We start from the raw sequence: 22961 nt of genomic DNA, 5'->3' as shown, positions 1-22961 counted from the left end.
GGGACGGTCGATCCAAGTTGTCCGTCATTGCGAGCGAAGCGAAGCAATCCAGTACAGCTTTTGAGCCGGTCTGGATTGCTTCGTCGCTCCGCTCCTCGCAATGACGACTCTGATGCTGGTTCGGATGCTCGCTAGTTTAGGGCGCCGGAACCGGCATCACGGCCTGCGCGGCGATCATGTCCTCGACGATCGTGCGGAGCGGGCGGAAGCCCTGCTGGTTGGCGCTCATGCCGGCGATCGCGGTGCGGGTGGCTGGGTCGTAATAAGCGAGCGTGCCCCAGAAGCCGCTGTGCCAGTAGACGTCGCGGCCGCCGATCTGCTTGACGAAGATGCCGAGCCGGTACCCCTCGGCGCCGCGATGCGGCCCCTGCCACAGCATTTCGCGCAGCGTCTCCGGCCGGTCGAACACCCGGTCCTCGAACAGGGCGGCGAAGAAGGTCGCGAGGTCACGCGGCGACATCAAGAGGCCGCCGCCGCCATAGAGGTCCATCGAGGCGTGGACGTCGGTCGCGTCGGTCTCGCCCAGCGCCTGCCGGGAGCGCGGGGTCGCAGTGGCGGGCGCCGGCTCGGCGATCTCCCACCAGGTCGTCGCGAGGCCAAGCCGGTCGAAATGGAGCTGCTCGCGCACCGACTGCGCCAGGCTCTTGCCGGTGATCCGCTCGACGATGTCGCCGAGCAGGATGTAGCCGGTGTCCGAATAGCGGAACTCGGTACCGGGCTGGCTCTGGGGATCAGCCCAGGTCATCGAGGCGCGGACCTGCTCCTCGCGCGTCCAGACATGGGCGGGATCGGCCAGCACCGCCTCGATGAAGCGCGGATCGCTGCCATGGTCGTAGAGGCCGGCGCTGTGGCTCAAGAGCTGGCGGACGGCGATCCGGTCGGTGGCGAAGCCGTCGGCGCGGAGCAGCGCGTCGAGCGCCGGGGTCAGCAGCGGGCCGATCGCGGCGTCGAGATCGATCCGTCCCTGCTCCCAGAGGCGCAGCACGGTCGCGGCGACGAAGGTCTTGGTGTTGCTCGCGATCCGCATCGGCGTGTCGACGGTGAGCGCGCCCCCGGCCCGCGCATCGGCCATCCCGGCGGCGAAGCCGTGCGGCGTTTCCACGCCGGCGCCGGTGACGAAGACCGCCATCGGATACGTCTCGGCGGCGATCCGGCTTTCGGTGTCTTGCTGCGCCTGCCCGGCGAACGCGGGGATCGGGCCGAGAACGAGAAGGACGGCGAGGGCGGCGGTGCGCAGGGCGGAACGGATCATCCGTCCTCCCTACAGGAAGGGGATGGTCCGGCAAGTGTCGGCCGCGGCGTCAGCTGTAGGCGATCATCCGGCCGCAGGTGCCGACCGAGAGCCACAGCATCAAGGACAGTGTCGCCATCGCGCGTCCCGCAATCGGCGGCCGCTCCGCCCAGGTCCCGATCCGGCGTCGCCACAGGAGGCGGAACGCGACGGCGTTGACGAGCGCGGCGGCGATGAGGAGCAGCTTCCAGCGGAACACCGGCGACTGGGCGACCGCCGTGTCCGCCGCGAACAGCACGGTGCCGCTGCCGATCATCAGTACGAGGCCGGTCAGCGCGACCGGCGTCAGCGCCCGCGACAGCGCCTCGGGCGGCAGCGCCCGGAAGAGCCCGGCCAGTCTGAGATCGACCAGGCCGATCCCGCCGACCAGCATGACGAGGCCGAGGATATGGACGAGATTGGCGAGCGGATAGGCGCGCGGCGATTCCCCCGCCCAGATTCCCAACTGGGAGGCCTGGACAGCCTCGGCGAGCGCGGCAAGCCAGTCCACCGGCCGGTCTATCGCTCAGCGCAGCTCGACCGTCGTCCGCCCTACGATCACCCGCTCGATCCGCATCTCGCGCGTGCCGTCGCGCCGCGGATAGCCGACCAAAGTGACGCGGTTGCCGGGCGCGACCATCTCCCGGGTCAGTCCGCGCGCTTCCATCCGGGCAACCGGGGCGAGGACCACGTCCCATTGCTGATTCCGGTAGGCGACCCGCGCGGTGCCGTGCGGGTTGCGCCACGCGACGTCGGTCAGCGGCGCGGTAAGCGTGATCGTGCGGGTCGCGTCATAGCTGCTCCAGCCATGATGGGCGATCGCAGCGGCCGGCAAGGCGGTAAGGGCGAGGGCGGCGATTCGGAACGAGGGGCGCATATGACGGCATCTCCCGTGGCCTGGGACAGGGCAACGCATGGCGAGCGCCGAATGTCCCTTGCTTGGCCTCGGCACGTCAACCCTCTATATGCGCGCCATGTCCATTCGCCCCTGGCGCGACATCACGCGCCGCCCGTCCCGCCAGATCATGGTCGGCCATGTGCCGGTCGGCGGCGACGCGCCGGTCACCGTCCAGACGATGACCAACACGCCGACCTCCGACGCGAAGGCGACGATCGACCAGATCCGGCGGTGCGAGGAGGTGGGGGTCGACATCATCCGGGTCTCCTGCCCGGACGTCGAATCGACCACGGCGATGCGCGAGATCACCCGCGCCGCGAACGTGCCGGTCGTCGCCGACATCCATTTCCACTACAAGCGCGCGCTGGAAGCAGCCGACGCCGGCGCGGCCTGCCTCCGGATCAACCCCGGCAATATCGGTTCGTCCGAGCGGGTCGCCGAGGTGGTGCGCGCGGCCAAGGCGAACGGCTGCTCGATGCGGATCGGCGTCAACGCCGGAAGTCTCGAGAGGGACCTGCTCGAGAAATATGGCGAGCCCTGCCCGGAGGCTTTGGTCGAGAGCGCGCTCGACCATATCAAGCTGCTCCAGGATCACGACTTCCACGAATTCAAGGTCGCGGTGAAGGCGTCCGACCAGTTCCTCGCCGTCGCCGCCTACCAGCAGCTCGCCGAGGCGGTCGATTGCCCGCTTCACCTCGGCATCACCGAGGCGGGCGGCCAGCGCGGCGGCACGGTCAAGAGCGCGATCGGCATCGGCTCCTTGCTCTGGTTCGGGATCGGCGACACGATCCGCGTCTCGCTCTCCGCCGAGCCCGAGGAGGAGGTCCGCGTCGGCTTCGAGATCCTCAAAGCGCTCGGCATCCGCAACCGGGGCGTCCGCGTCGTTTCCTGCCCGTCCTGCGCGCGGCAGGGCTTCGACGTGATCCGCACCGTCGAGAAGCTGGAGGAGCGACTCCAGCATATCCGCACGCCGATGTCGCTTTCGGTGCTCGGCTGCGTCGTCAACGGCCCGGGCGAGGCGCGCGAGACCGACATCGGCATCACCGGCGGCGGCAACGGCAAGCATATGGTCTACCTCTCCGGCGTCACCGACCATCATGTCCAGGACGCCGACATGATCGACCATATCGTCAGGCTGGTCGAGGCGAAGGCGGCGGAGATCGAGGCGGCGGACGCCGGGATCGCCGCCGCGGCGGAATGAGCGCCCATTGCTGCCATGCCAAGGAGGCCGAGGTCGCCGCGGCCGCGGCGCGGCGTGCGGACGTCCGCAAGGTCCTGATCGTCGTCCTCGCGATCAACGCCGCGATGTTCGTCGTCGAGTTCACCGCTGGCCTCGTCGCCGGTTCGGCCGCGCTGATGGCCGATTCGGCCGACATGTTCGGCGACGCGCTCGTCTACGCGTTCAGCCTCTACGCGCTCGACCGCTCGGCGCGCTGGCGGGCCGGCGCGGCGCTGGCGAAAGGCGGGTTCATCCTGGTCCTCGGCCTTGCGGTCCTCGGACAGATCGGCGTCAAGCTGGCCTACGGGGTTCCGCCCGAGACGACGCTGATGCTCGTCTTCGGCGGCATCGCGCTCGTCGCCAATCTCGCCTGCCTGCGGCTGCTCTGGCGGTTCCGGGCCGACGACGTGAACCTGTCGAGCACCTTCGAATGCTCGCGCAACGACGTGATCGCCAATGTCGGCGTGCTGGTCGCAGCCGGCGGCGTGGCCTGGACCGGCGCGGCCTGGCCCGACATCGCGGTGGCGGGGGTGATTGCCTTTCTGTTTCTGCGTTCGGCGGTGCGGGTGCTGAGGGAGGCCTGGCCGCAGTTCCGGCGCGGCGCGCCCCAGCCGGCCGAATAGCCCCGCGCGCCGAATGCGGCTCGCCAGGCCAGGGCGGCCTGGCTATGGGCCGTCCATGCCCGCCCCGCCGCCTGCGTCCGTCGCCATCCCGTTCGCGGTCGCCACGCTCGGCATCGCGCTCTTCTCGACGATGGACGCGGTGATGAAGCATCTCGTGCTGGCGATCGGCACCTACAATGCGCTGCTGTGGCGGACGATGGCCGGCGCGGTGCTCGGCGGCGCCGTGTTCTTCGCGCTGGGCAAGGGCTGGCCGGCTCGGGCGGTGCTGCGCCTCCATCTCATCCGCGGCGTGCTCTCGGCGGTGATGGCCCTGCTTTTCTTCTGGGGGCTGGCGCGCGTGCCGCTGGCGCAGGGCGTGGCGCTCGCCTTCGTCGCGCCGCTGATCGCGCTCTATCTCGCCGCCGTCATCCTCAAGGAGAAGATCGCGCGCCGGGCCGTGTTCGCCTCGCTGTTCGGGTTCGCCGGCGTGCTCGTCATCCTCGCCGGCCAGGCGGAGGCGGAGCTGGGCCCCGAGGCGCTGCACGGCGCCCTCGCCATCCTCGCCTCGGCAGCGCTCTATGCCTACAACATCATCCTGATGCGCCAGCAGGCGCAGGTCGCCGAGCCGATGGAGGTCGCCTTCTTCATGAGCGCGATCATGACGAGCTGCTTCCTCCTCGCCTCGCCCGTCCTCGCCGAAATGCCGCCGGTCGCCGAGCTGCCGGCGGTGATGGGTGCCGCCGCCCTCGCCTTCTTCTCGCTGATGTGCCTGTCCTGGGCCTATGCGCGGGCCGAGGCGCAATATCTGGCGCCGGTCGAATATACCGCCTTCGTCTGGGCGAGCCTGTTCGGCTTCCTCGTCTTCGCCGAGCCGGTGCAGCCGCTCACCCTGCTCGGCGCCGCGATGATCGTCGCCGCCTGCCTTGCCGCCGCGCGCCGTGGCGGCGGCGCGCAGGCCCCCGCGGTGGAGATCGGCCAGTGACCCGCATGACCCTCTTCGGCGTGCCCGGCTGGGGCTCGACCATCGCCGAGGCGATGCTGGAGGTGGCGGGACAGCCCTATGATTTCGTCGATGTGGCCGGCTTCGACCAGCCGGGGCCGGCGCGCGCGCGGCTGATCGAGGTCAATCCGCTGGCGCAGGTGCCGGCGCTCCTGCTCGCCGACGGGACGGTGATGACCGAGACGGCGGCGATCGCGCTCCACCTCGCCGACATCGTGCCGGAGGCGCCGCTCGCGCCCCCGCCGGGCGCGCCGGAGCGGCCGCGCTTCCTGCGCTGGCTCGTCTGGATGGTGGCGAACGTCTATCCGACCTTCACCTATGGCGACTATCCGGCGCGCTGGTCGAAGGACGCGGCCGGCCTGGTCGAATCGACGCTGGCCTGGCGCAAGCAGCTCTGGCGCCAGTTCGAGCCGGAGGTCGGCGCCCCGCATGTGCTGGGCGCGCGGCTGTCCGCCCTCGACATCTATGTCGCGGCGATGGTCCACTGGCGGCCGCGGCGGGAGTGGTTCGACGCCCAGACGCCGCGGGTCGCCGCTGCGGCCGATGCGGCCCTCGCGAATCCGGCGATCGCGCGGGTGATGGCGCGCAATTTCCGTGGATGAGGGAAGATGACCGGCACATTCAGCATCCGCGAGGCGGTTCCGGCCGATCTCGATCTCGTCCACGGCTTCATCCTGGCGCTCGCCGACTATGAGAAGCTCGCCCACGAGGTCCGCGCGGATCGCGCCACGCTGGCGGCCCACCTGTTCGGCGACCGGCCGAAGGCGGAGGTGCTGATCGCGGAAGCCGACGGCGCGCCGGTCGGCTTCGCGCTGTTCTTCCACACCTTCTCGACCTTCGAGGGAAAGCCGGGCCTCTATCTCGAGGACCTGTTCGTGACGCCCGAGGCACGGGGGCGCGGCGCGGGCAGGGCGCTGCTGGCTCGTTTGGCCCAGCTGGCTGTCGAGCGGAGCTGCGCACGGCTGGAATGGGCGGTGCTTGATTGGAACCAGCTGGCGATCGACTTCTGCCGATCGCTCGGCGCGCGGCCGATGGACGAATGGACGGTGCAGCGGGTCGACGGCGCCGCGCTGGAAGCGCTGGCCGCGGCGCGCTGAAGCCACAGCACCGTCGCGATCGAGAGCAGCGCGAGCGCGAGACAGGTGGCGGCGAGCGCTTCGGGTCCGGCCTGCGTGAGCGCCAGGCCGCCGAGGAAGCTGCCCGCCGCGATGCCGAGATTGGCGGCCGAGATGTTGAGCGCGCCGGCGAAGCCCGGCGCCTCGGGTGCGGCCGCCATCACGCGCACCTGGCAGGACACGAAGCCGGCGGCGTGCGCCGCGCCCCACAGCAGCATCAGGGAAGCGAGCGCCGGCGGGCTCGATGCGGCGGACAGGGCAAGCCATATGGCGGCGCCGGCCGTCGCGGCCGCCACGATGTGGCTCGCGCCCAGCGACCAGCGCGCCGCCAGTCCGGCAAGCCAGTTGCCCGCGAGGCCGGCCAGGCCGAAGCCGGACAGGGCGATGGCGACGCCGGCCGGATCGAGGCTGTGGCGCGCCAGCAGCAGCGCGCTGTAGCTGAAGCCGCAGAACATCGTCGCGAACAGCAAGGCCGACAGCAGGAGGTGCGCGCGCATCGCCGGCCGGGCGAGCAATCGCCAGGATGCGCCGGGCCGGTCCGTCGGCGTGTCGCCCCCGACGGCGAAGGAGGCCGCGGCGGCGCCCAGCGCCAGCGCACCGATCGCGGCGATCGCCATCTCCCAGCCGATGCGATCGGCGGCGAACGCGCCCAGCGGCGGGGCGAGCGTGCCGCCGATCGTCACGCCGATATAGGTGAGGGCCACGCCGCGCCCGGTGCCCTGCGCGGCCGCCAATTGTGCCGTCGCGATGCTCATGAACAGCGGCAGCGTCGCGCCCTGGGCCACGCGCAACGCTGCGACGAACAGGAAATCGGGAAAGAGCAGGAGCAGCAGGCTGCCGGCGAACGGGATGAGCGCGGCGGCCATGACGAGCGCCGGCCTGAGGCGCACGGTCGCGGCGACCAGCATCGGCCCGAGCAGCGCCGAGGCCAGCGCGAACAGGGTAACGAGCCAACCTGCCTCGGCGGGCGAGAGGCCGAGATCGGCGCTCATCGCGGGCAGCAGGCCGATGACGACGAACTCCGCCGCCACGACCACTGCCGCCCCGAAGCCGAGCGCGAGCGCGGCGCCCGGCTTCGTGCCGGTCACGCGTTCTGGCCATTGTCGATGGTGAGCGCCGCGCCGGTGATAGACTGCGCCTCGGGCGCGGCGAGGAAGGCGACGGCGGCGGCGACCTCGGCCGGATCGGCATAGTGCTTGCGCGCCATCAGGGCGACCTGCGGGCCGGCATGCTCGCCGTTGGCGGGGTTCATGTCGGTGTCGGTCGAGCCCGGGTGGACGGTGTTGACGGTGATGCCGCGCGGGCCGAGGTCGCGGGCCAGCGCCTGGCTCATCGCGGCGAGCCCGGCCTTGCTGGCGGCATAAGCGGCGAGGCCTTCATGCGGGGCGCGGATCGCGAGGTTGCTGCCGATCGCGACGATCCGCCCGCCTTCGCCCATGTGCGGAAGGGCGGCGCGGACCGCGACGAAGGCGGCGCGCAGATTGACCGCGATCGTCTCGTCGAACGCCTCGAGGCTCAGCGTTTCGCCCGGCGCGGCCGCCCAGATGCCGGCATTGTTGACGAGGATGTCGAGGCCGCCGAGCGCCTCGGCGGCCTGGTTGACGGCCGCTTCGACCGCGGCGGCGTCGCGGTTGTCGGCGCGGATCGCGAGCGCCTTGCGGCCGCCCTTCACGATCTGTGCGGCCACCTGTTCGGCGGCGTCGGCCGAGGCGGTGTAGGTGAGCGCGACGTCGGCGCCCTCCGCCGCCAGCCGCCGCGCGATGGCGGCACCGATGCCGCGGCTGCCCCCGGTCACGAGGGCGCGCTTGCCAGTCAGACGAGTCATGCGAATCTCCATATCTGTAGTGTTCGCTACAGATATCGGTGGCTTGTCCCGCGGGTCAAGAGGAATATATAACGAACACTACAGAAAGGATCGCAGATGGCGGAACGTGGCCGGCCGCGCGGGTTCGACCGCACCGAGGCGCTGGAACGGGCGATGCGGCTGTTCTGGACGAAGACCTATGAAGGCACCTCGCTCGCGGAGCTGACCGAGGCGATGGGGATAAACGCGCCCAGCCTCTACGCGGCGTTCGGCAGCAAGGAAGGCCTGTTCCGTGAAGCGCTGGCCCATTACTCGGACCGCGCGGGCGGCGGCTTCTGGAAAGAACTGGACGAGATTCCAGATGCCCGGACCGCGGTTGAGCATCTGCTGCTGGCGACGGCCGCTGCCTTTTCCGATCCCGCCGATCCGCCCGGTTGCCTGATCGTGCTGGGCGCGCAGCATGGCTGCGACGACGGGGATGCGGTCCATCGCGAGCTGAGGGCGCGGCGGCGGGAGAATCTCGATCAGCTCGCAAACCGTCTCCGCCGCGCCGTCACCGAGGGCGAGCTGCCGGCGGATTTCGACGCGGCCGGCGCGGCCGCCTTCTATCTCAGCGTGCAGACCGGCATGTCGGTGCTGGCCCGCGACGGTGCCCGCCGCGAGGCGCTCGAGGCGGTCGCGCGCGGCGCGATGCTGGGCTGGGATCGCTGGGTAGCTGGAGGCGCTGCGGTGAAATCTTCCCTCCGCTCATCCTGAGTAGCCGTTGAGCTTGTCGAACCATGAGCAGGTGAAGCATGCCCCGCATGCTTCAGGATTGTCCGGGGGACAATCCGGCCTGCTCATTATCGAAGGACGCAGGGCGCATCCAACAGGTCCTTCGATACGGGCCTTCGCCAAGCTCAGTCCCTACTCAGGATGAGCGAGGGTTTTTGACATATCGCTCAAGGCAAAGGCGCCAGCAGCGCGTCGAGCGTCGAGGGGCCGGAGCCGGTCCGCTCCAGCGCCGGGTAGCGCAGGCCGTCATGGTAATCGAGCGCGACCTCGCGGTAGCGGTCGTCGCGCTTGATCAGCAGGCGGATCGGCGTGCGGCCGCCCCGCGCCGCGGTGATGGCCTCCTTGAAGAGGTCGTTCGAATAGGCCTCGCCGTTCACCGCCAAGATGGTCGAGCCGGTGGTGACGCCCTGGTTGAACAGGGGCGAATCCCACGCGACGCCGCCGATCACGCCGCCCTCGCCGACGGTGATGCCGATGGTGAAGGTGAGGTCGAGGATCTTCCGGTCGCGCTCCCGTGCGGTGAAATAGGGCGGCGGCGTGTCGCGGTAGACGAGGCGGTAGCCGGCCGCCTCGATCCAGGCGAGTGGCGCGGGGCCGGTCTGCTCGACCCGCTGGCGCAGGTACGTCGCCCAGTCGTAGGGCGCGATTCCGTTGAGCGTCCGCACGATGTCCTCGAACCTGTAGGTCGAAATGCCCTCGTCGCCGTCGCGCTGGCCGAAGAAGGCGCGGGCGAAATCGTCGATCGAGCGGCGTCCGCCGGAGAGCTGGCGCAACCGCGCGTCGACCTCCAGCCAGATCAGCATCCCTTCGGAATAATAGTCCTCGCCGCGCATCCAGCTCGACCAGGGCTGCGGCCGGCGCGACTGGACGATGGGATCGTTGGTGGTGTCGAGCAGCGGCCGCCAACTGCGCCCGGGGACGGTGTCGTAGAAGGCCGCGGTGCGGGCGAAGTCGGCGAGCACGTCCTCGGCCGGCATCATGCCCGAGCGGGCGGAGAGGACATAGCCCCAGAACTGGGTCTGGCCCTCGTAGAGCCAGAGCAGGCTGTCCTGCATCGGCACGTTGTAGGTCGGCGTCCACAGGTCGGCCGGGCGGCGATACTTGCCGTTCCAGCTGTGGGTGAATTCGTGCGCGAGCAGGTCGCGGCCGGCCGAGCCCTTGTCCCACTCGGTGAAATAGGTGCGTGGATGACTGTTCTCGGACGAGCGCAGATGCTCGAGTCCGATGCCGCCGAGATCGTCGGTCAGTGCGACGAGGAACTCATATTCGTCATAGTGGCGCGCGCCGAACAGGCGGAGGGTCTGCTCGGCGAGGCGGCGGTGGGCGGCGAGCTGCGGCTCGGTCGCGGCGAGGTCGCCCGGCCGGTCGGCGAAGAGGTTGAGGTTGATCCCCTCGGCGAGCCGCTCGCGCCGGCTGTAGCGGCCGGCGAAGATCGGGGAATCGACCAGGGTCTCGTAGGGGACGCTGCGGTAGCTGATCCGGTTCGCGCGGCGCGCGGCGACGTCGAGCGAGGTCGCCGCCGTCCAGCCTTCGGGGATCGTCACGCTCGCCTCGACCGGGATGTTCCGCGTGTAATAGCCGGCCGGGTAGAGCGACATCTTCTCCCATTGCAGGTTCAGCAGGTTGGGCGTCATTGTGATCCGGCCCTGATTGCCGGCGGTCGGCGACAGGTGCTGGAACTGGACGCGGATCGAGCGCACACCCTCGGGCACGTCGACATGGAAGGCGTAGACGTCGCGCGGGTCGCGCCGCCAGGCGAGCGTACGGTTGCCCGCGGTGATGGTGATCCCGGCGATACTGTTGATCGGCCCGCGCGGCGCGTGATTGCCGGGCAGCCATTGCGGATAGAGCAGGGTGACGCGGCCCGATTCCACGGGAATTGTCTCGGTGACGCGGTAGATGCCCCGCGCCGTGTCGGTCGCGTCGACCTCCAGCCGGATCGTTCCCGGATAGGCGATATCCCGCGCCTCGGGCACCGATTGCGCGACCGGCAGCGGCTGCGGCCGGCTCGTCTCGACCTGGGCGAAAGCGGGAACGGCGAGGGCAATGGCGGTCGCGGCGAGGAGAAGGCTGCGCATCAGGGGCTCCGTCGGAGTGCGGGAGCCTTAGTCATATAAGACGGACGAAAATCGTCCAGTCCATCCACGCTCTTACGTTCCTAGGTCACCCTGAACTTGTTTCAGGGTCCAGCTCTCCATCCGTACGGTGGCTCGACGCTGGATGCTGAAACAAGTTCAGCATGACGGAAGAGGCAACGGGCTAGGCCGCTGCCTTCCCCTTCGCCCGCTCGATCGCCTCGATGAGGATCGCCCGCGCCTCGGCGGCGTCGCCCCACTGGCCGATGCGGACCCACTTCTCTTCTTCGAGGTCCTTGTAGTGCTTGAAGAAGTGCTCGATCTGCTGGAGCACGATCGAGGGCAGGTCCTGCCGCTCGCCGACGTCCGAATAATAAGGGAAGGTGCTGTCGACCGGCACGCAGATGAGCTTCTCGTCGCCGCCATGCTCGTCCTCGAGCTTCAGCACGCCGATCGGGCGGGCGCGCACGACGCAGCCCGGCACGAAGGGCGAGCGCGCGATCACCAGCGCGTCGAGCGGGTCGCCGTCCGGCGACAAGGTGTGCGGCACGAAGCCGTAATTGGCCGGATAGCGCATCGGCGTGTGCAGGATGCGGTCGACGAACAGGGCGCCCGATTTCTTGTCGAACTCGTACTTCACCGGCTCGCCGCCGGTCGGCACCTCGATGATGACGTTGATCGATTCGGGCGGATTGTCGCCGACGGGGATGAGGTCGATGTTCATGATGGGCGCGCCTATACGCCCGGAACGGCGGGAGTCGAACCCCGTTTCTTCGCACCTGCACAAAAATCATGCAGGTCTTCCCGCGGCGCGCAAAACTGCTAAAGGGCGCGCCGATGAGCAAGGGTCCGCAACGGATCAGGGGTACCCAGGACATTTGGGGAGAGGAGGCCGACCGCTTTCACGCGGTCACCGCGGTCTTCGATCGCGTGCGCCGGCTCTACGCGTTCCAGCGGGTCGAGATTCCGGTGTTCGAGGACACGCAAGTCTTCGCCCGCTCGATCGGCGAGACCACCGACGTCGTCTCCAAGGAGATGTACACGTTCGAGGACAAAGGCGGGGATTCGATCACGCTGCGCCCCGAATTCACCGCGGGCCTGTGCCGCGCCTATCTCTCCGAAGGCTGGCAGCAGCACGCGCCGCTGAAGCTCGCCACCTGGGGCCCGGTGTTCCGCTACGAGCGGCCGCAGAAGGGCCGCTACCGCCAATTCCACCAGCTCGACGCCGAGATCATCGGCACCGACGCTCCGGCGGCGGACGTGGAATTGCTCGTCCTCGCCGACCAGCTCCTCAACGAGCTCGGCATCGGCGCCAAAGAGGATGGGGGCATCACGCTCCAGCTCAACACGTTGGGCGACGCGGCGACGCGCGAGGCGTGGCGTGCCGCCCTGGTCGCGCATTTCGAGGCGCATCGCGGCGATCTTTCCGAGGACAGCCTCGCCCGGCTCGACAAGAACCCGCTGCGCATCCTCGACAGCAAGGACCCGCGGGACCGCCCGATCGCCGACAGTGCGCCGGACATCGACGCCTTCCTGACGGCGGAGGCGAGCGACTTCTTCGCCGCGGTGACCGCCGGCCTCGATGCCGCCGGCGTCGCCTGGACGCGCAACGCCCGCCTCGTGCGCGGCCTCGATTATTACCGCCACACTGCCTTCGAATTCGTCACCGATCGCCTCGGTGCACAGGGCACGGTTCTCGCCGGCGGCCGCTATGACGGCCTCGTCGAAAGCCTCGGCGGCCCGCACACGCCGGCGATCGGCTGGGCGGCGGGGATCGAGCGGCTGGCGATGATGATTGAGACGCCGTTGAAGACGCGGCTGGGCGTCGCCGTCGTCCCGGTCGGCGCCGAGTATGAATCCTACGCCCGCACCGTGCTGACGCGTCTTCGGGCCAAAGGTGCGCGCGCCGACATGGCGTTTCGTGGCAATCTCAAGCGGCGCATGACGCGCGCCGACGCTGATGGCGCCTTCCTGGTCGCGATCGTCGGCGGTGACGAGGTCGCGAACCGCACGGTCACGATCAGGGAAATGGCGACCGGCCGCCAGGAAGTCGCAGCTGTGGACGACTTGCAATGGGTGGCGGAGGCTGCCCAGCAGGCCGTCGAAATGTACGAAGAGGGCATGGGCGACACACTCAACGACATCCCGCTGCTCGGCGACGACAAGCGATGACCCGCATCTCCGCCGAACGCATTGCCGCCATCGAGGCGCGCAAGGAGGAATTGCAGACGGCGATGGCCGCGGGCGATCTCGATCCGCAGTCGTTCGTGAAGCTCTCCAAGGATTATGCCGAGATCGAGCCGGTCGCCGAGGCGGCGCGCGAGGTCAGGCGGCTGCGCGACGAGGCGGCGTCGCTCGCCGAGATGACGCACGAGGCGGACGAGGAGCTCCGCGCGATGGCCGCCGAGGAGCTGGTCGAGAACAAGGTGCAGCTCGAGGCGGCCGAGCGGGCGCTGGCGCTGAAGCTGCTGCCGCGCGACGCCGCCGACGAGCGCCCGGCGATGCTCGAGGTCCGCGCCGGCACCGGCGGCGACGAGGCGGCTTTGTTCGCCGGCGATCTGCTGCGCATGTACCAGCGTTATGCCGAAATCCGCGGCTGGCGCTTCGAGATGGTCTCGGCGACCGCGGCCGAGCTGGGCGGCTTCAAGGAGGCGATCGCCTCGGTCACCGGCCAGGGCGTGTTCGCGCGATTGAAGTTCGAGAGCGGCGTCCACCGTGTCCAGCGCGTGCCGGTCACCGAGAGCGGCGGGCGCATCCACACGTCCGCGGCGACCGTCGCGGTGCTGCCCGAGGCCGAGGAGGTCGACGTCCAGATCGACGAAAAGGACCTGCGCATCGACATCTATCGTTCGTCCGGTCCGGGCGGGCAGGGCGTGAACACGACCGACAGCGCGGTGCGGATCACGCATATTCCGTCGGGAATCGTCGTCATCCAGCAGGACGAGCGCTCGCAGCACAAGAACCGCGCCAAGGCGATGAAGGTGCTGCGCACCCGCCTCTACGAGGCCGAGCGCGAGCGGCTGAACGCCGAGCGGACCGGCGCGCGGCGCTCGATGGTCGGCTCGGGCGACCGCTCCGAGCGCATCCGCACCTACAATTTCCCGCAGGGCCGGGTGACCGACCACCGGATCAACCTCACCCTCCACCGCCTCCCCGAGATCCTCGAAGGCCAGATGGACGAGCTGGTTGCCGCCCTCATCGCCGAGGACGAGGCGGAGCGGCTGGCGAGCCTCGACGACACCTAGGGTGCCTTAGAGCATGATCAGCTTAGCCTGAAACATCTCGTCATTGCGAGGAGCGAAGCGACGAAGCAATCCAGCCTGACTCGAAGGCCGCACTGGATTGCTTCGCTGCGCTCGCAATGACGATGCAGCTTAAGATGATCGCGCCCTGGAGCCTGGGCACCGATTGCCGCCGCGGGCCGTCCGTGGCAGGTTGGCCGGGAAGCAAGAGGAGAGGGCCGGTGCTGAAATACGCGATCATCGCAATCCTGTCGGTGCTCGGCCTGCTGCCGGACCCGCCGGCCATGGCGCAATCGGCCGGCACCTATGCCATCACCAACGTCACCGTCGTGCCGATGGACCGCGAACGGCATCTGCCGGACCAGACGGTGGTCGTCCGCGACGGCCGGATCGCGGCGATGGGCCCCGCGGCGAGCACCCCCGTGCCGGACGGCGCGACGCGGATCGAGGGCCGGGGCCGCTACCTGATGCCCGGCCTCGCCGAGATGCACGCGCACGTCCCGCCCCAGGCGGATCAGGCGCAATGGACCGAGGACGTGCTGTTCCTCTACGCGGCCAACGGCATCACCTTCGCCCGCTCGATGCTCGGCGCCCCGCACCACCTCGCCCTGCGTGAGCGCGCCGCGCGCGGCGAAATCGTATCGCCCCGCATCTACACGTCCGGCCCCTCGCTCAACGGCAACAGCGTCGCGACGCCCGCGGACGGACGCCGGATGGTCGCCGAGCAGAAGGCGGCGGGCTACGATTTCCTGAAGATCCACCCCGGTCTCGACCGGGCGCGCTACGACGCGATCGCCGAGGCGGCGCGCACGGCGGGCATCCCGTTCGGCGGCCACGTCCCCGTCGATGTGGGCCTGGCGCGCGCGCTGGAGGTCCGTCAGGCGACCGTCGACCATCTCGACGACTTCGTGACCGCGCTGCTGCCCGAAGGCGCGGCACCGGCCGGGCCCGGCGGCTTCTTCGGCATCTATCATGCCGGGGCGGTCGACGCGGCGCGCATCCCCGCGCTGGCCCAGCGCATCCGCGCCGCGGGCGTCTGGAACGTGCCGACCGAAAGCCTCATCCATCATGTGCTGCTCGCCAGCCCGACCACCGAAGAGCTGCTGGCGCGCCCGGAAACGGCCTATGTCCCGCCCCCGATGCGCGCCCAATGGGTCCAGGCGCGCAACAGCCAGCAGGCCCAGCCCGCCTACGATGCCGCGACCGCGCAGCGCTTCACCGAGCTGCGCGGGCGGGTGATCCGTGCGTTGCACGACGCCGGCGCCGGCCTGCTGCTCGGCTCGGACGCGCCGCAGATCTTCCAGGTGCCGGGCTTCTCCATCCATCACGAGCTGCGCGTCCTCGTCGCGGCCGGCCTGACGCCCTATCAGGCGCTCGCCACCGGCACCCGCAACGTTGCCGTCTTCCTCGGCGAAGAGGGCCAGGCCGGGACCGTCGCGGCGGGACAGCGCGCCGACCTCATCCTGCTCGAGGCCGATCCGCTCGCCGACGTCGCCAACGTCCGGCGCCGCGCCGGGGTGATGGTGAACGGCCGCTGGCTCGCCGAGGCGCAGATCCGGGCGCGCCTTGCCGAGATCGCCGCGCGCTATCGCAGCTGATCCGCCCGGCGCAATGACCGTCCAGGATGCGCTTCGCGACGCCGCCCGGCGGCTCGAAAGCGTGTCCGCGACGCCGCGGCTCGATGCCGAGCTGCTGATGGCGCACGCGCTGGGCGTGGCGCGCGAGGTGCTGCTGCTGGCTCACACACGGGCCGAGGCGCCTGCCGGATTCGGCCCCCTGCTCGAACGACGCCTTGCCCACGAACCCGTCGCCTACATCCTCGGCCGGCGCGCCTTCTGGACGATCGAGCTGGAGGTCGGCCCGGGCGTGCTCGTGCCGCGGCCGGACAGCGAGACGCTGATCGCGGCGGCGATCGACCATTTCGGCACCGGCCGCCCGGCCACGATCCTCGATCTCGGCACCGGACCGGGCACCTTGCTGCTCGCCGCGCTCGACCAATGGCCCGATGCGCGCGGTCTCGGCATCGACCGGTCCGAGACCGCGCTGGCCTACGCCCGGCGCAATGCGGAGCGCCTCGGCCTTGCAGATCGTGCCGATCTGCACCTGGGTGACTGGGGCGAAGGGATCGACGGCCCTTTCGACCTTATCCTGTGCAACCCGCCCTATATCGAATCGGCGGCGCCGCTGCCGGCCGGCGTGGCGGACTGGGAACCGCCCGAGGCGCTCTATGCAGGCCCCGATGGCCTCGACGACTATCGCCGCCTCGCGCCCGAGATCGCCCGCCTGCTCGCGCCCGGCGGCGTCGCCTGCGTCGAAATCGGGGCCGGGCAGGAGGCGGCCGTGACGGCGATTTTCGGCTACCGTAGATTCACGGTTTCGTCACTTGGAGACCTTAATGGGGTGATCCGTTGCCTCATTCTGGTGGCGAACCGGGAGTGAGGCGTTTTTCCCCTTGGATTTGGCCGTCGGCCTGACTACATAGGGGTCCAGGGACGGGGCCAACCACAGCAGGATGCGTGAGGGCCTGACGTCGCCGACCCCCGATTGCTTGGTCGCTTGGCAGGGCGATTTGGTGAGGTGTCCGGACTCGTGCCCCTCGAGGTGCGGGTTCAGCCCTCTGGGGTCGTGCAAGTGAAGCTGGCCGGGAAGGGCCCGGCCGAGGTGAGAGTGAAACCACCCTTGGTGAGGATTTTCGTTTGATCAACAATCGTCAGGGCGGCCGCAGGCGCGGTCGCGGGGGCGGCGGTCGTCCGCCCGGCAGCAATCCCAATCCCGGCAACCGCCAGGACAATCGTCAGCGCGGCAACGCCGCCCAGCTGCTCGAGAAGTACAAGGGCCTGGCCCGCGACGCGCAGATGCAGGGCGATCGCGTCCAGACCGAATATTTCCTCCAGTTTGCCGACCATTATTTCCGCGTCCTCAACGAGAACCGCGCGCGCTTCGAGGAGCAGCGCCGGCAGCGCGACGATTATGGCGACGAGGACGAGGGCGAGGAGGAGCTGAACGCTGCCGATACGTCCGAGGCCGCGGAGGACTCCGACGAGGGCGACGAGCCCCGCCGCGAGGCGCCGCCGCGCCGCGAGGAGCGCGGGCCCCGCAACGGCGAGTATCGCGCCCGCCGCGGCCGCGGCCGCCGCGAGGAGGGCGAGGCGGCTGGCCAGGAGCATGGCGACGCCAATGACGGTGGGGGCGAGCGGATCGCGCTCGACGTCCTGCCGCCGGCGATCTCGGCGACCAACGGCGCCAGCCATGACGAGAACGAGGCGGCCGAAGAGGCGCCGCGCCCGGCGCGGACCCGCCGTCCCCGGCGCCCGCGCGGCGAGGACGAGATCGCCCCCGCCGCCTAATTGTCTCAGGCTGTCATGCTGAACTTGTTTCAGCATCCAGTTCCGAGACAGCGGCGCGGTTGGAGTGCTGGACCCTGAAACAAGTTCAGGGTGACGGAGTGGCTGTTGAGAAACGCCATCTCGTTCATTGACCCGCAAGCGAGACTGTAGGACGCTCCATCCGGACACTGATCCGGGGGAGCGTTGCTTTATGCGTGTCGCGTTGCTGCTTTCGACCCTGCTGGCCGCCGGGCCGGCCTTCGCCCAGATCCGGGCCGAAATCCCGCCGCCGTCCGAGACCGCGCAGGGCGACGTCTCGGTCACCATCTACAATGGCGATCTCGCGCTGGTGCAGGACACCCGCCAGCTCGCCATCGGCGCCGGCCGCTCGCGCCAGGAATTTCCCGACGTCTCGGCCCAGATCCAGCCGCAGACGGTCACGCTGACTGGCGAGGGGCTTGGCATCGTCGAGCAGAATTTCGACTTCGACCTGCTCTCGCCCGCCGCGTTGATGCAGAAGGCAGTCGGCGAGACCATCACGCTGGTGCGCACCAACCCGGCCAACGGCCAGGAGACGCGCGAGCGGGCGCGGGTGCTCGCCGCGAACGGCGGCGTCGTCCTCCAGATCGGCGAGCGGATCGAAGTGCTGCGCGACGACGGCCTGCCGGTCCGCGTGATCTTCGATCGGGTGCCGGAGAATCTGCGCGCGCGCCCGACCCTCTCGGTCACGGTGCAGAGCGAGCGCGGCGGGCGCCGCCCGGTCACGCTCACCTATCTGACCCCCGGCCTCGGCTGGCAGGCCGACTATGTCGCCCTGTTCGACGAGACGGCCGGGCGGATGGACGTGCAGGGCTGGATCACCCTCACCAACACCAGCGGCACGCCCTACACCAATGCCGACGTGCTGCTCGTCGCCGGTCAGCCGGGCGGTGGGAGCGGCGCTGTGCCGCGGCGCCGCGGCGCCGGGCCGATCCGCCAGCCGGGCACCGAGACGTCGGAGCGCGAGCGGCTCGGCGACTATTATCTCTATCCGCTGCCCGAGCGCACCACGATCGCCAACCGCCAGACCAAGCAGGTGAGCTTCCTCGACGTCGCCAACACGCCGGCCAGCCGCGCCTACGAGTTCCGCAATGCCTGGCTCGGCACGTTCGACGAGGCGCAGAGCGCGAACACCGTGCTGCGCTTCTCCTCGTCGCGCGACCAGGGGCTCGGCGACGCGCTGCCGGCCGGCACGGTCCGCGTCTACCAGCGCGACGCGCGCGGCAATCCCCAGTTCGTCGGCGAAAGCCCGATCGGCCACACGCCGATGGGTTCCGAGCTCGGTCTCGTCACCGGCCAGGCCTTCGACGTGAAGGTCCAGCCGGTGGTCGAACGGCGCGAACGGGTGAACGCCAGCCGCTGGCGCACCACGATGCGCTACACCCTCACCAATGCCCGGCCCGACGCGGTCACCGTCGACCTGTTGCAGGCGGGCCTCTGGGGCGACACCCGCATCGCCGAGGAGAGCCAGGCCAGCCAGCGCCGTTCCGCCGACGAGGCGCTCTGGCGCGTCGCCATCCCCGCCAATGGCGAGGCGACCGTCACCGCGACCTTCGACACGCGATTCTGAGGCTTCGCGTGCGGGCGCTCCGCGATCTGGGATTTCTCTCGCTGCTGATGCTCGGGGCGTCCGCAGCAGGGCAGGGCATCGTCGCCTCGCCGATGCCGGACAGCGTCGACGTCACGGTCTATCGCGATCCCGGCCGGCCGGCGGATCGCGATCCCGACCTCCAATGGCTGAACGGCTTCGCCCTGGTCAGCGAGACCCGCCGGGTCGCGATCCCCGCCGGCGAATCGAACATCCGCTTCGAGGGCGTCGCCGGCGGCATCCTGCCGCAGAGCGCGATCGTCACCGGCCTTCCCGAAGGCATCGTCGAACGCAACCGCGACGCCTACCTGCTCTCCCCGGCGACCCTGCTCGATCGCTCGCTGGGCCGCCGGGTCCACCTGCGCCGGACCTCGCGCGCCACCGGCGCGGTGCGCGAGCAGGAGGCGATCGTGCGCTCGGGCGCCGCCGGCGCCGTGATGCTGGAAACCGAGAGCGGGATCGAGACCTTGCGCTGCACCGGCCTCAACGAGACGCCGGTCTACGAGTCCATTCCCGCCGAATTGTCGGTCCGTCCCACCCTCTCGGTCCGCGCACGCTCGGCCCGGCCGGTCACCGCGACGGTCACGCTCTCCTATCTCGCCTCGGGCTTCGACTGGCAGGCCGATTATGTCGCCAGTCTCTCGGAGGACGGCAGCCGGATCGACCTCTTCGCCTGGCTGACCCTGGCGAGCACCGACGAGACCAGCTTCGTCGCGGCGGATACCCAGGCGGTCGCCGGTCGCCTCAACCGCACCGACGTGCGCGTGCCGCCCTCCGAAGGCCCGCCGCTCAACCTGCAGTGCTGGCCCCAGGGGACGACCAGCGACATTCCGGAAGAGGCGTTCGATCGCGAGGATATCGTGGTCACCGGGTCGCGGATTCCCGTGGATGCGGCCTACGCCATGGCGCCCCCACCGCCGCCGCCGCCCGCGCCCGCCGCAAGGGCGGTAATGCAGGCACAGCAGGAGGAGCTGGGCGACCTCAAACTCTATCGCATCCCCGAGCCGGTCACCGTCGCGGCACGCAGCCAGAAGCAGGTCGCCCTGCTCCAGCGCGGCGGCGTGCAGGTCCGCACCGTCTACCGCCAAAGTCTCTCTCTTCACGACAGCAACCGGGCCGGCGCCGCCCGGCGGACATTGGTGACGCGTAACCGGACCCAGGAGGGCCTCGGCCTTCCCCTTCCCGCCGGCCGGATTCGCCTGTTCGCCGATCGCGGTGCGCGGCCGATCCTGATCGGGCAGGGGACACTCGCCGACCGCGCGGTGGGAGAGGATGTCGAGATCGACCTCGGCGAGGCGCCGGGTGTCAGGACCGAATCGGTGCTGACCCTGCGCAAGGCCGGCGGCCGCGCGATGCGCGACTATGTCGTGACCGTCACCAACGACCTGGCCGCGCCGATCGCGTTCGAAGCGGAGGTCATGGCGGACGGAGCAGAGGTGGAGTCGCGCACGCGGCTCGGCCGGCGCAACGGCCGCCCGCTCTGGACGGTCCAGGTCCCGGCCAACGGCAGCGCCGAGCTGCGCTTCAGCGCGCCGCGGCCCTAGGCGTCGCGCTTGACCGGCCGGGGCCGGTGATTCTCGTCGAGCGCGACGAAGGTGAACAGGCCTTCCGTTACCTTGACCTCCTCGCGGCCGCGGTCGCGGGTGGCGATCACCTCGATGCGGATCGCGATCGAGGTGCGGCCGATCCGCTCGACCTCGGCATAGACCGAGATGAGGTCGTGGAGGAGGATCGGGGCGATGAACTCCATCGAATCGATCGCGACGGTCGCGACCGCGCCTTCCGCCTCGCGCGCGGCGACGATGCCCGAGGCGATGTCCATCTGGCTGAGGACCCAGCCGCCGAAGATGTGGCCGTTGGCGTTGATGTCGCCGGGCCGGGGGGCGACGCGCAGAATCGGGTCGCGCCTAGATGTGCCGGTCGTCATCCTGTCCTCCATGGGCGGCGTCTTCGTCATGGCCGGTGCGGTTCGACAGGAACACCAGGCCCATCAGGCCGGTCCCGACCAGCACCATCAGCGCCACGCCGGCAAAGGTCGCGATCACCATATGGAGCCTGAGCGGCTCGCCGCTCAGCGCCAGCCAGGCGATCGCGAGGCCGGCGACGATCACCGAGAGCAGGATCATCCGGGCCATGAACTTGCGGTACTTCGCCCAGGCGACCGCGGCGCGCTCGTAGTCGGGCCCGCGGCGGGGCGGCACGGGGTCATGGCGGGGCATGGCTTCCCTTTGGCCCCGCCTCGTGGGATCATCAAGAGGCGAGTCGGGAGCATGTCCGGCCGCCGGGACGAAGAGGAACCGCGCCCATGACCATCGCCGCGATTCTCCGCACCAAGGGACCCGAGGTCCTCACCGTCAGCTGCACGACGCCGGTGCGCGATGCGATCGTGATCCTCGCCGAGCGGCGAATCGGCGCGCTGCCGGTGATTCGCGACGGCGCGGTCGTCGGCATCATGTCGGAGCGCGACATCATCTACAGCCTGCAGAAGGAAGGCGCGGCGGCGCTGGACTTCACCGTCGAGCAGATCATGACCGCGCCGGCGATCACCGTCGAGCCCGACAAGGAGGTGATGGGGGCGCTCTCGCTGATCACGCGGCGGCGCATCCGCCACCTGCCGGTCGTCGAGGCCGGCCGGATCGTCGGCATCGTCTCGATCGGCGACCTCGTCAAATACCGGATGGACAAGATCGAGCAGGAGGCCGCGGCCATGCTCGACTATATCCAGAGCGTCTAGCGCAGCAGCCCGACCAAGGAGGTACCGGTCCGGCCCTCGGCGCCGGAACGGTCGACGCCCATGAGGTCGAGCGCGGTCGGGAAGATGTCGAGGATCGAGACGGGATCGGCGAAGCGCCGGTGCCGGCCGGTCGCGAACCAGAGCGCGCCGGCCGGATGGTGCCGCCCGCTCTTGGTCGCGTCGATCCTGTAGAGGAGGTCGCCGAACCGCAGCGTCTCGCCGGACCCGGCGACGATGCGGGCGTCGGGGGCCACCTCGCTGCGCAGGTCGCAGGAGAAATAGAGCCCGCCTTCGGTGCGCGCGTTGAAATCGAACAGCACCCGGCCGTCCGCCATGCGGAAGCCGCCGAGGGCCGCGCGGGCCCGTTCCAGATCGGCGTCGCGCGCGAAGGTCGCCAGATACTGGTGGGTCATCGTCGGGTCGATATTGGCGAAGGGCAGGTCCAGCCGCCGGAACAGGCCTTCGACGTCGAGCAGGCGGTAGAAGTGCCGTCCGCCGCTCTCCTCGGCGTCGAGATAGGGCTGCTGGCTGAGCGCGGTCATGAAGACGAGCATGGCGCCCGTCTCCTCGGCCAGCGCCATGAACGCGCCCAGCAGCGCGTCCATCGCCTGGTACCCGAACAGGATCGCGTCGCCGTAGAGCGCCAGGTCCGCGGCCGGCGGCTTCACCGTGAACGCCTCGGGCTGGAAGTGGCGCCAGTAGCTGTGCTGGAAATGGGCGGTGCTGTTGATGAAGAAGGTCGAGAAGTCCGGCCGGCGGGTCCTCTGGTAGTGGCGGAAGACGTCAAACTGCAGCCGGTCGAGCAGGGCGGCGCGGCGCCAGGACAGGCGCCGGTCCTTCAGCCGCTCGGCGGTGAGCTGGGCCACGATCCGCGCGACCGTGCCGGCGCTGAGGCCCCGGCGCAGCATGAAGGCGAGGAAGCGCGCCTTGTCGCCCAGGGTCAGGCGCCGGTTCGGATTCGAATATTCCCGGACGTTGCTGCCGACGAACCGGCTGTAGATGTCGAGCTCGGCCGGTGCCGCATTGCCGTCCTCCGACCAGGGGTCGGCGACATAGAAGCCGCCCGCGAAATCGAAGGGACGGGTGTTCATGCTGGCGAAGCTGCCGACGGTGCGGCCGCCGCGGTGTGCGACGCGCCAGAGATCGTCATGACCGGCCTTCGCCCCCTCGGTCAGGTGGAAGACGCGGTGCTGGTCGAACGACAGACCGGTATGGAGCGAATACCACTGGATCCAGGGCTCGAGATGGACCGGATCCGCCACGTCGGCGCGCGTC

At 70.0% G+C, this 22961-nt stretch carries 23 protein-coding genes and 1 pseudogene (1 of these 24 running past the window's edge); 14 read left to right on the top strand and 10 right to left on the bottom strand.

Going from position 1 to position 22961, the window contains the following annotated elements; all coding sequences use genetic code 11:
* Positions 1-136: 136 nt before the first annotated feature.
* Genes RCO27_RS10785 through RCO27_RS10775 form a run of 3 tightly spaced genes read right to left on the bottom strand, consistent with a single transcriptional unit; the run spans position 137 to position 2147 of the window.
* Positions 137-1252, bottom strand: a complete 1116-nt coding sequence (locus RCO27_RS10785; RefSeq protein WP_309002678.1) for a serine hydrolase domain-containing protein — start codon at positions 1250-1252, stop codon at positions 137-139.
* 49 nt (positions 1253-1301) lie between these two features.
* A complete protein-coding gene (locus RCO27_RS10780) occupies positions 1302-1781 on the bottom strand; it encodes a DUF6644 family protein (RefSeq protein ID WP_309002677.1) in 480 nt (159 codons plus the stop codon).
* Positions 1782-1796: 15 nt separating this feature from the next.
* Positions 1797-2147 carry a DUF6152 family protein gene (locus RCO27_RS10775; RefSeq protein WP_309002676.1) on the bottom strand — a complete coding sequence of 117 codons (351 nt, stop codon included), beginning with the start codon at positions 2145-2147 and terminating at the stop codon, positions 1797-1799.
* Positions 2148-2244: 97 nt separating this feature from the next.
* Here RCO27_RS10775 and ispG point away from each other — a divergent pair, with 97 nt between their 5' ends.
* The 5 genes from ispG to RCO27_RS10750 are packed head-to-tail and all read left to right on the top strand — an operon-like array spanning position 2245 to position 6086.
* Positions 2245-3369 carry a flavodoxin-dependent (E)-4-hydroxy-3-methylbut-2-enyl-diphosphate synthase gene (ispG, locus tag RCO27_RS10770; protein ID WP_309002675.1) on the top strand — a complete coding sequence of 375 codons (1125 nt, stop codon included), beginning with the start codon at positions 2245-2247 and terminating at the stop codon, positions 3367-3369.
* Positions 3366-4010: a cation transporter gene (locus tag RCO27_RS10765; RefSeq protein WP_309002674.1), complete on the top strand. Its 645-nt coding sequence runs from the start codon at positions 3366-3368 to the stop codon at positions 4008-4010. Before ispG ends, RCO27_RS10765 begins: the two co-directional genes overlap by 4 nt.
* 55 nt (positions 4011-4065) lie before the next feature.
* Entirely contained in the window at positions 4066-4971 is a 906-nt protein-coding gene (locus tag RCO27_RS10760) for a DMT family transporter (RefSeq protein ID WP_309002673.1), read from the top strand.
* A 5-nt stretch (positions 4972-4976) separates the two neighbouring features.
* A complete protein-coding gene (locus tag RCO27_RS10755) occupies positions 4977-5591 on the top strand; it encodes a glutathione S-transferase (protein WP_309003199.1) in 615 nt (204 codons plus the stop codon).
* Positions 5592-5597: 6 nt separating this feature from the next.
* On the top strand, positions 5598-6086 hold the full coding sequence (locus RCO27_RS10750; protein WP_309002672.1) for a GNAT family N-acetyltransferase: 489 nt from the start codon (positions 5598-5600) through the stop codon (positions 6084-6086).
* A gap of 350 nt (positions 6087-6436) precedes the next feature.
* Here the strand turns inward: RCO27_RS10750 and RCO27_RS10745 are convergent.
* Together RCO27_RS10745 and RCO27_RS10740 are read right to left on the bottom strand one after the other, a co-directional pair.
* A pseudogene (locus RCO27_RS10745) lies at positions 6437-7192 on the bottom strand (MFS transporter); the annotation flags it as partial.
* Positions 7189-7929 (bottom strand): SDR family NAD(P)-dependent oxidoreductase, encoded by a 741-nt coding sequence (locus RCO27_RS10740; protein WP_309002671.1) that lies wholly within the window; start codon positions 7927-7929, stop codon positions 7189-7191. The gene RCO27_RS10740 and the pseudogene RCO27_RS10745, both read right to left, overlap by 4 nt.
* A 96-nt stretch (positions 7930-8025) precedes the next feature.
* On the opposite strand from RCO27_RS10740, the gene RCO27_RS10735 reads away from it, so the two are divergent.
* Positions 8026-8664, top strand: coding sequence for a TetR/AcrR family transcriptional regulator (locus RCO27_RS10735; protein WP_309002670.1), 639 nt, complete (start codon positions 8026-8028; stop codon positions 8662-8664).
* Positions 8665-8849: 185 nt separating this feature from the next.
* Here the strand turns inward: RCO27_RS10735 and RCO27_RS10730 are convergent, their stop codons facing one another.
* Complete coding sequence (locus RCO27_RS10730; protein ID WP_309002669.1) at positions 8850-10760, bottom strand: peptidase M61; 1911 nt, start codon at positions 10758-10760, stop codon at positions 8850-8852.
* Positions 10761-10941: 181 nt separating this feature from the next.
* A complete protein-coding gene (gene ppa, locus RCO27_RS10725) occupies positions 10942-11481 on the bottom strand; it encodes an inorganic diphosphatase (RefSeq protein ID WP_309002668.1) in 540 nt (179 codons plus the stop codon).
* 113 nt (positions 11482-11594) lie between these two features.
* Between ppa and hisS the strand changes: the two genes are divergently transcribed.
* The 7 genes from hisS to RCO27_RS10690 all read left to right on the top strand — a co-directional run bounded on the left by hisS (position 11595) and on the right by RCO27_RS10690 (position 20496).
* Positions 11595-12929 (top strand): histidine--tRNA ligase, encoded by a 1335-nt coding sequence (hisS, locus tag RCO27_RS10720; protein WP_309002667.1) that lies wholly within the window; start codon positions 11595-11597, stop codon positions 12927-12929.
* Positions 12926-14002 carry a peptide chain release factor 1 gene (gene prfA / locus RCO27_RS10715; RefSeq protein ID WP_309002666.1) on the top strand — a complete coding sequence of 359 codons (1077 nt, stop codon included), beginning with the start codon at positions 12926-12928 and terminating at the stop codon, positions 14000-14002. Before hisS ends, prfA begins: the two co-directional genes overlap by 4 nt.
* Before the next feature lie 218 nt (positions 14003-14220).
* The gene (locus RCO27_RS10710; protein ID WP_309002665.1) at positions 14221-15597 is read left to right on the top strand and encodes an amidohydrolase family protein; all 1377 of its coding nucleotides are present in this window, start codon (positions 14221-14223) and stop codon (positions 15595-15597) included.
* 13 nt (positions 15598-15610) lie between these two features.
* On the top strand, positions 15611-16438 hold the full coding sequence (gene prmC / locus RCO27_RS10705) for a peptide chain release factor N(5)-glutamine methyltransferase (RefSeq protein WP_309002664.1): 828 nt from the start codon (positions 15611-15613) through the stop codon (positions 16436-16438).
* A 257-nt stretch (positions 16439-16695) separates the two neighbouring features.
* Entirely contained in the window at positions 16696-17346 is a 651-nt protein-coding gene (locus RCO27_RS10700) for a DUF4167 domain-containing protein (protein ID WP_309002663.1), read from the top strand.
* A gap of 190 nt (positions 17347-17536) precedes the next feature.
* Positions 17537-18934, top strand: a complete 1398-nt coding sequence (locus RCO27_RS10695) for a DUF4139 domain-containing protein (RefSeq protein ID WP_309002662.1) — start codon at positions 17537-17539, stop codon at positions 18932-18934.
* Between the two features lie 8 nt (positions 18935-18942).
* Positions 18943-20496 carry a hypothetical protein gene (locus RCO27_RS10690; RefSeq protein ID WP_309002661.1) on the top strand — a complete coding sequence of 518 codons (1554 nt, stop codon included), beginning with the start codon at positions 18943-18945 and terminating at the stop codon, positions 20494-20496.
* Here RCO27_RS10690 and RCO27_RS10685 read toward each other — a convergent pair.
* Both RCO27_RS10685 and RCO27_RS10680 read right to left on the bottom strand, forming a co-directional pair.
* On the bottom strand, positions 20493-20879 hold the full coding sequence (locus RCO27_RS10685) for an acyl-CoA thioesterase (protein WP_309002660.1): 387 nt from the start codon (positions 20877-20879) through the stop codon (positions 20493-20495). The genes RCO27_RS10690 and RCO27_RS10685 overlap by 4 nt on opposite strands.
* Positions 20860-21171 carry a hypothetical protein gene (locus tag RCO27_RS10680; RefSeq protein WP_309002659.1) on the bottom strand — a complete coding sequence of 104 codons (312 nt, stop codon included), beginning with the start codon at positions 21169-21171 and terminating at the stop codon, positions 20860-20862. The genes RCO27_RS10685 and RCO27_RS10680 overlap by 20 nt, the downstream gene beginning before the upstream one ends.
* A gap of 86 nt (positions 21172-21257) precedes the next feature.
* On the opposite strand from RCO27_RS10680, the gene RCO27_RS10675 reads away from it, so the two are divergent.
* A complete protein-coding gene (locus RCO27_RS10675) occupies positions 21258-21686 on the top strand; it encodes a CBS domain-containing protein (RefSeq protein WP_309002658.1) in 429 nt (142 codons plus the stop codon).
* Here the strand turns inward: RCO27_RS10675 and RCO27_RS10670 are convergent.
* Positions 21683-22961 carry the 3' portion of a hypothetical protein gene (locus tag RCO27_RS10670; RefSeq protein ID WP_309002657.1) on the bottom strand. It continues 167 nt past the right edge of the window, so the window shows 1279 of its 1446 coding nt (coding positions 168-1446); the start codon falls outside the window, past its right edge; its stop codon occupies positions 21683-21685. The genes RCO27_RS10675 and RCO27_RS10670 overlap by 4 nt on opposite strands.

Source organism: Sphingosinicella sp. LHD-64, from assembly GCF_031157375.1.
Lineage (GTDB): Bacteria > Pseudomonadota > Alphaproteobacteria > Sphingomonadales > Sphingomonadaceae > Allosphingosinicella.
The sequence above is the reverse complement of the archived record's forward strand: the minus strand, read 5'-3'. Positions and strand labels throughout refer to the sequence as shown.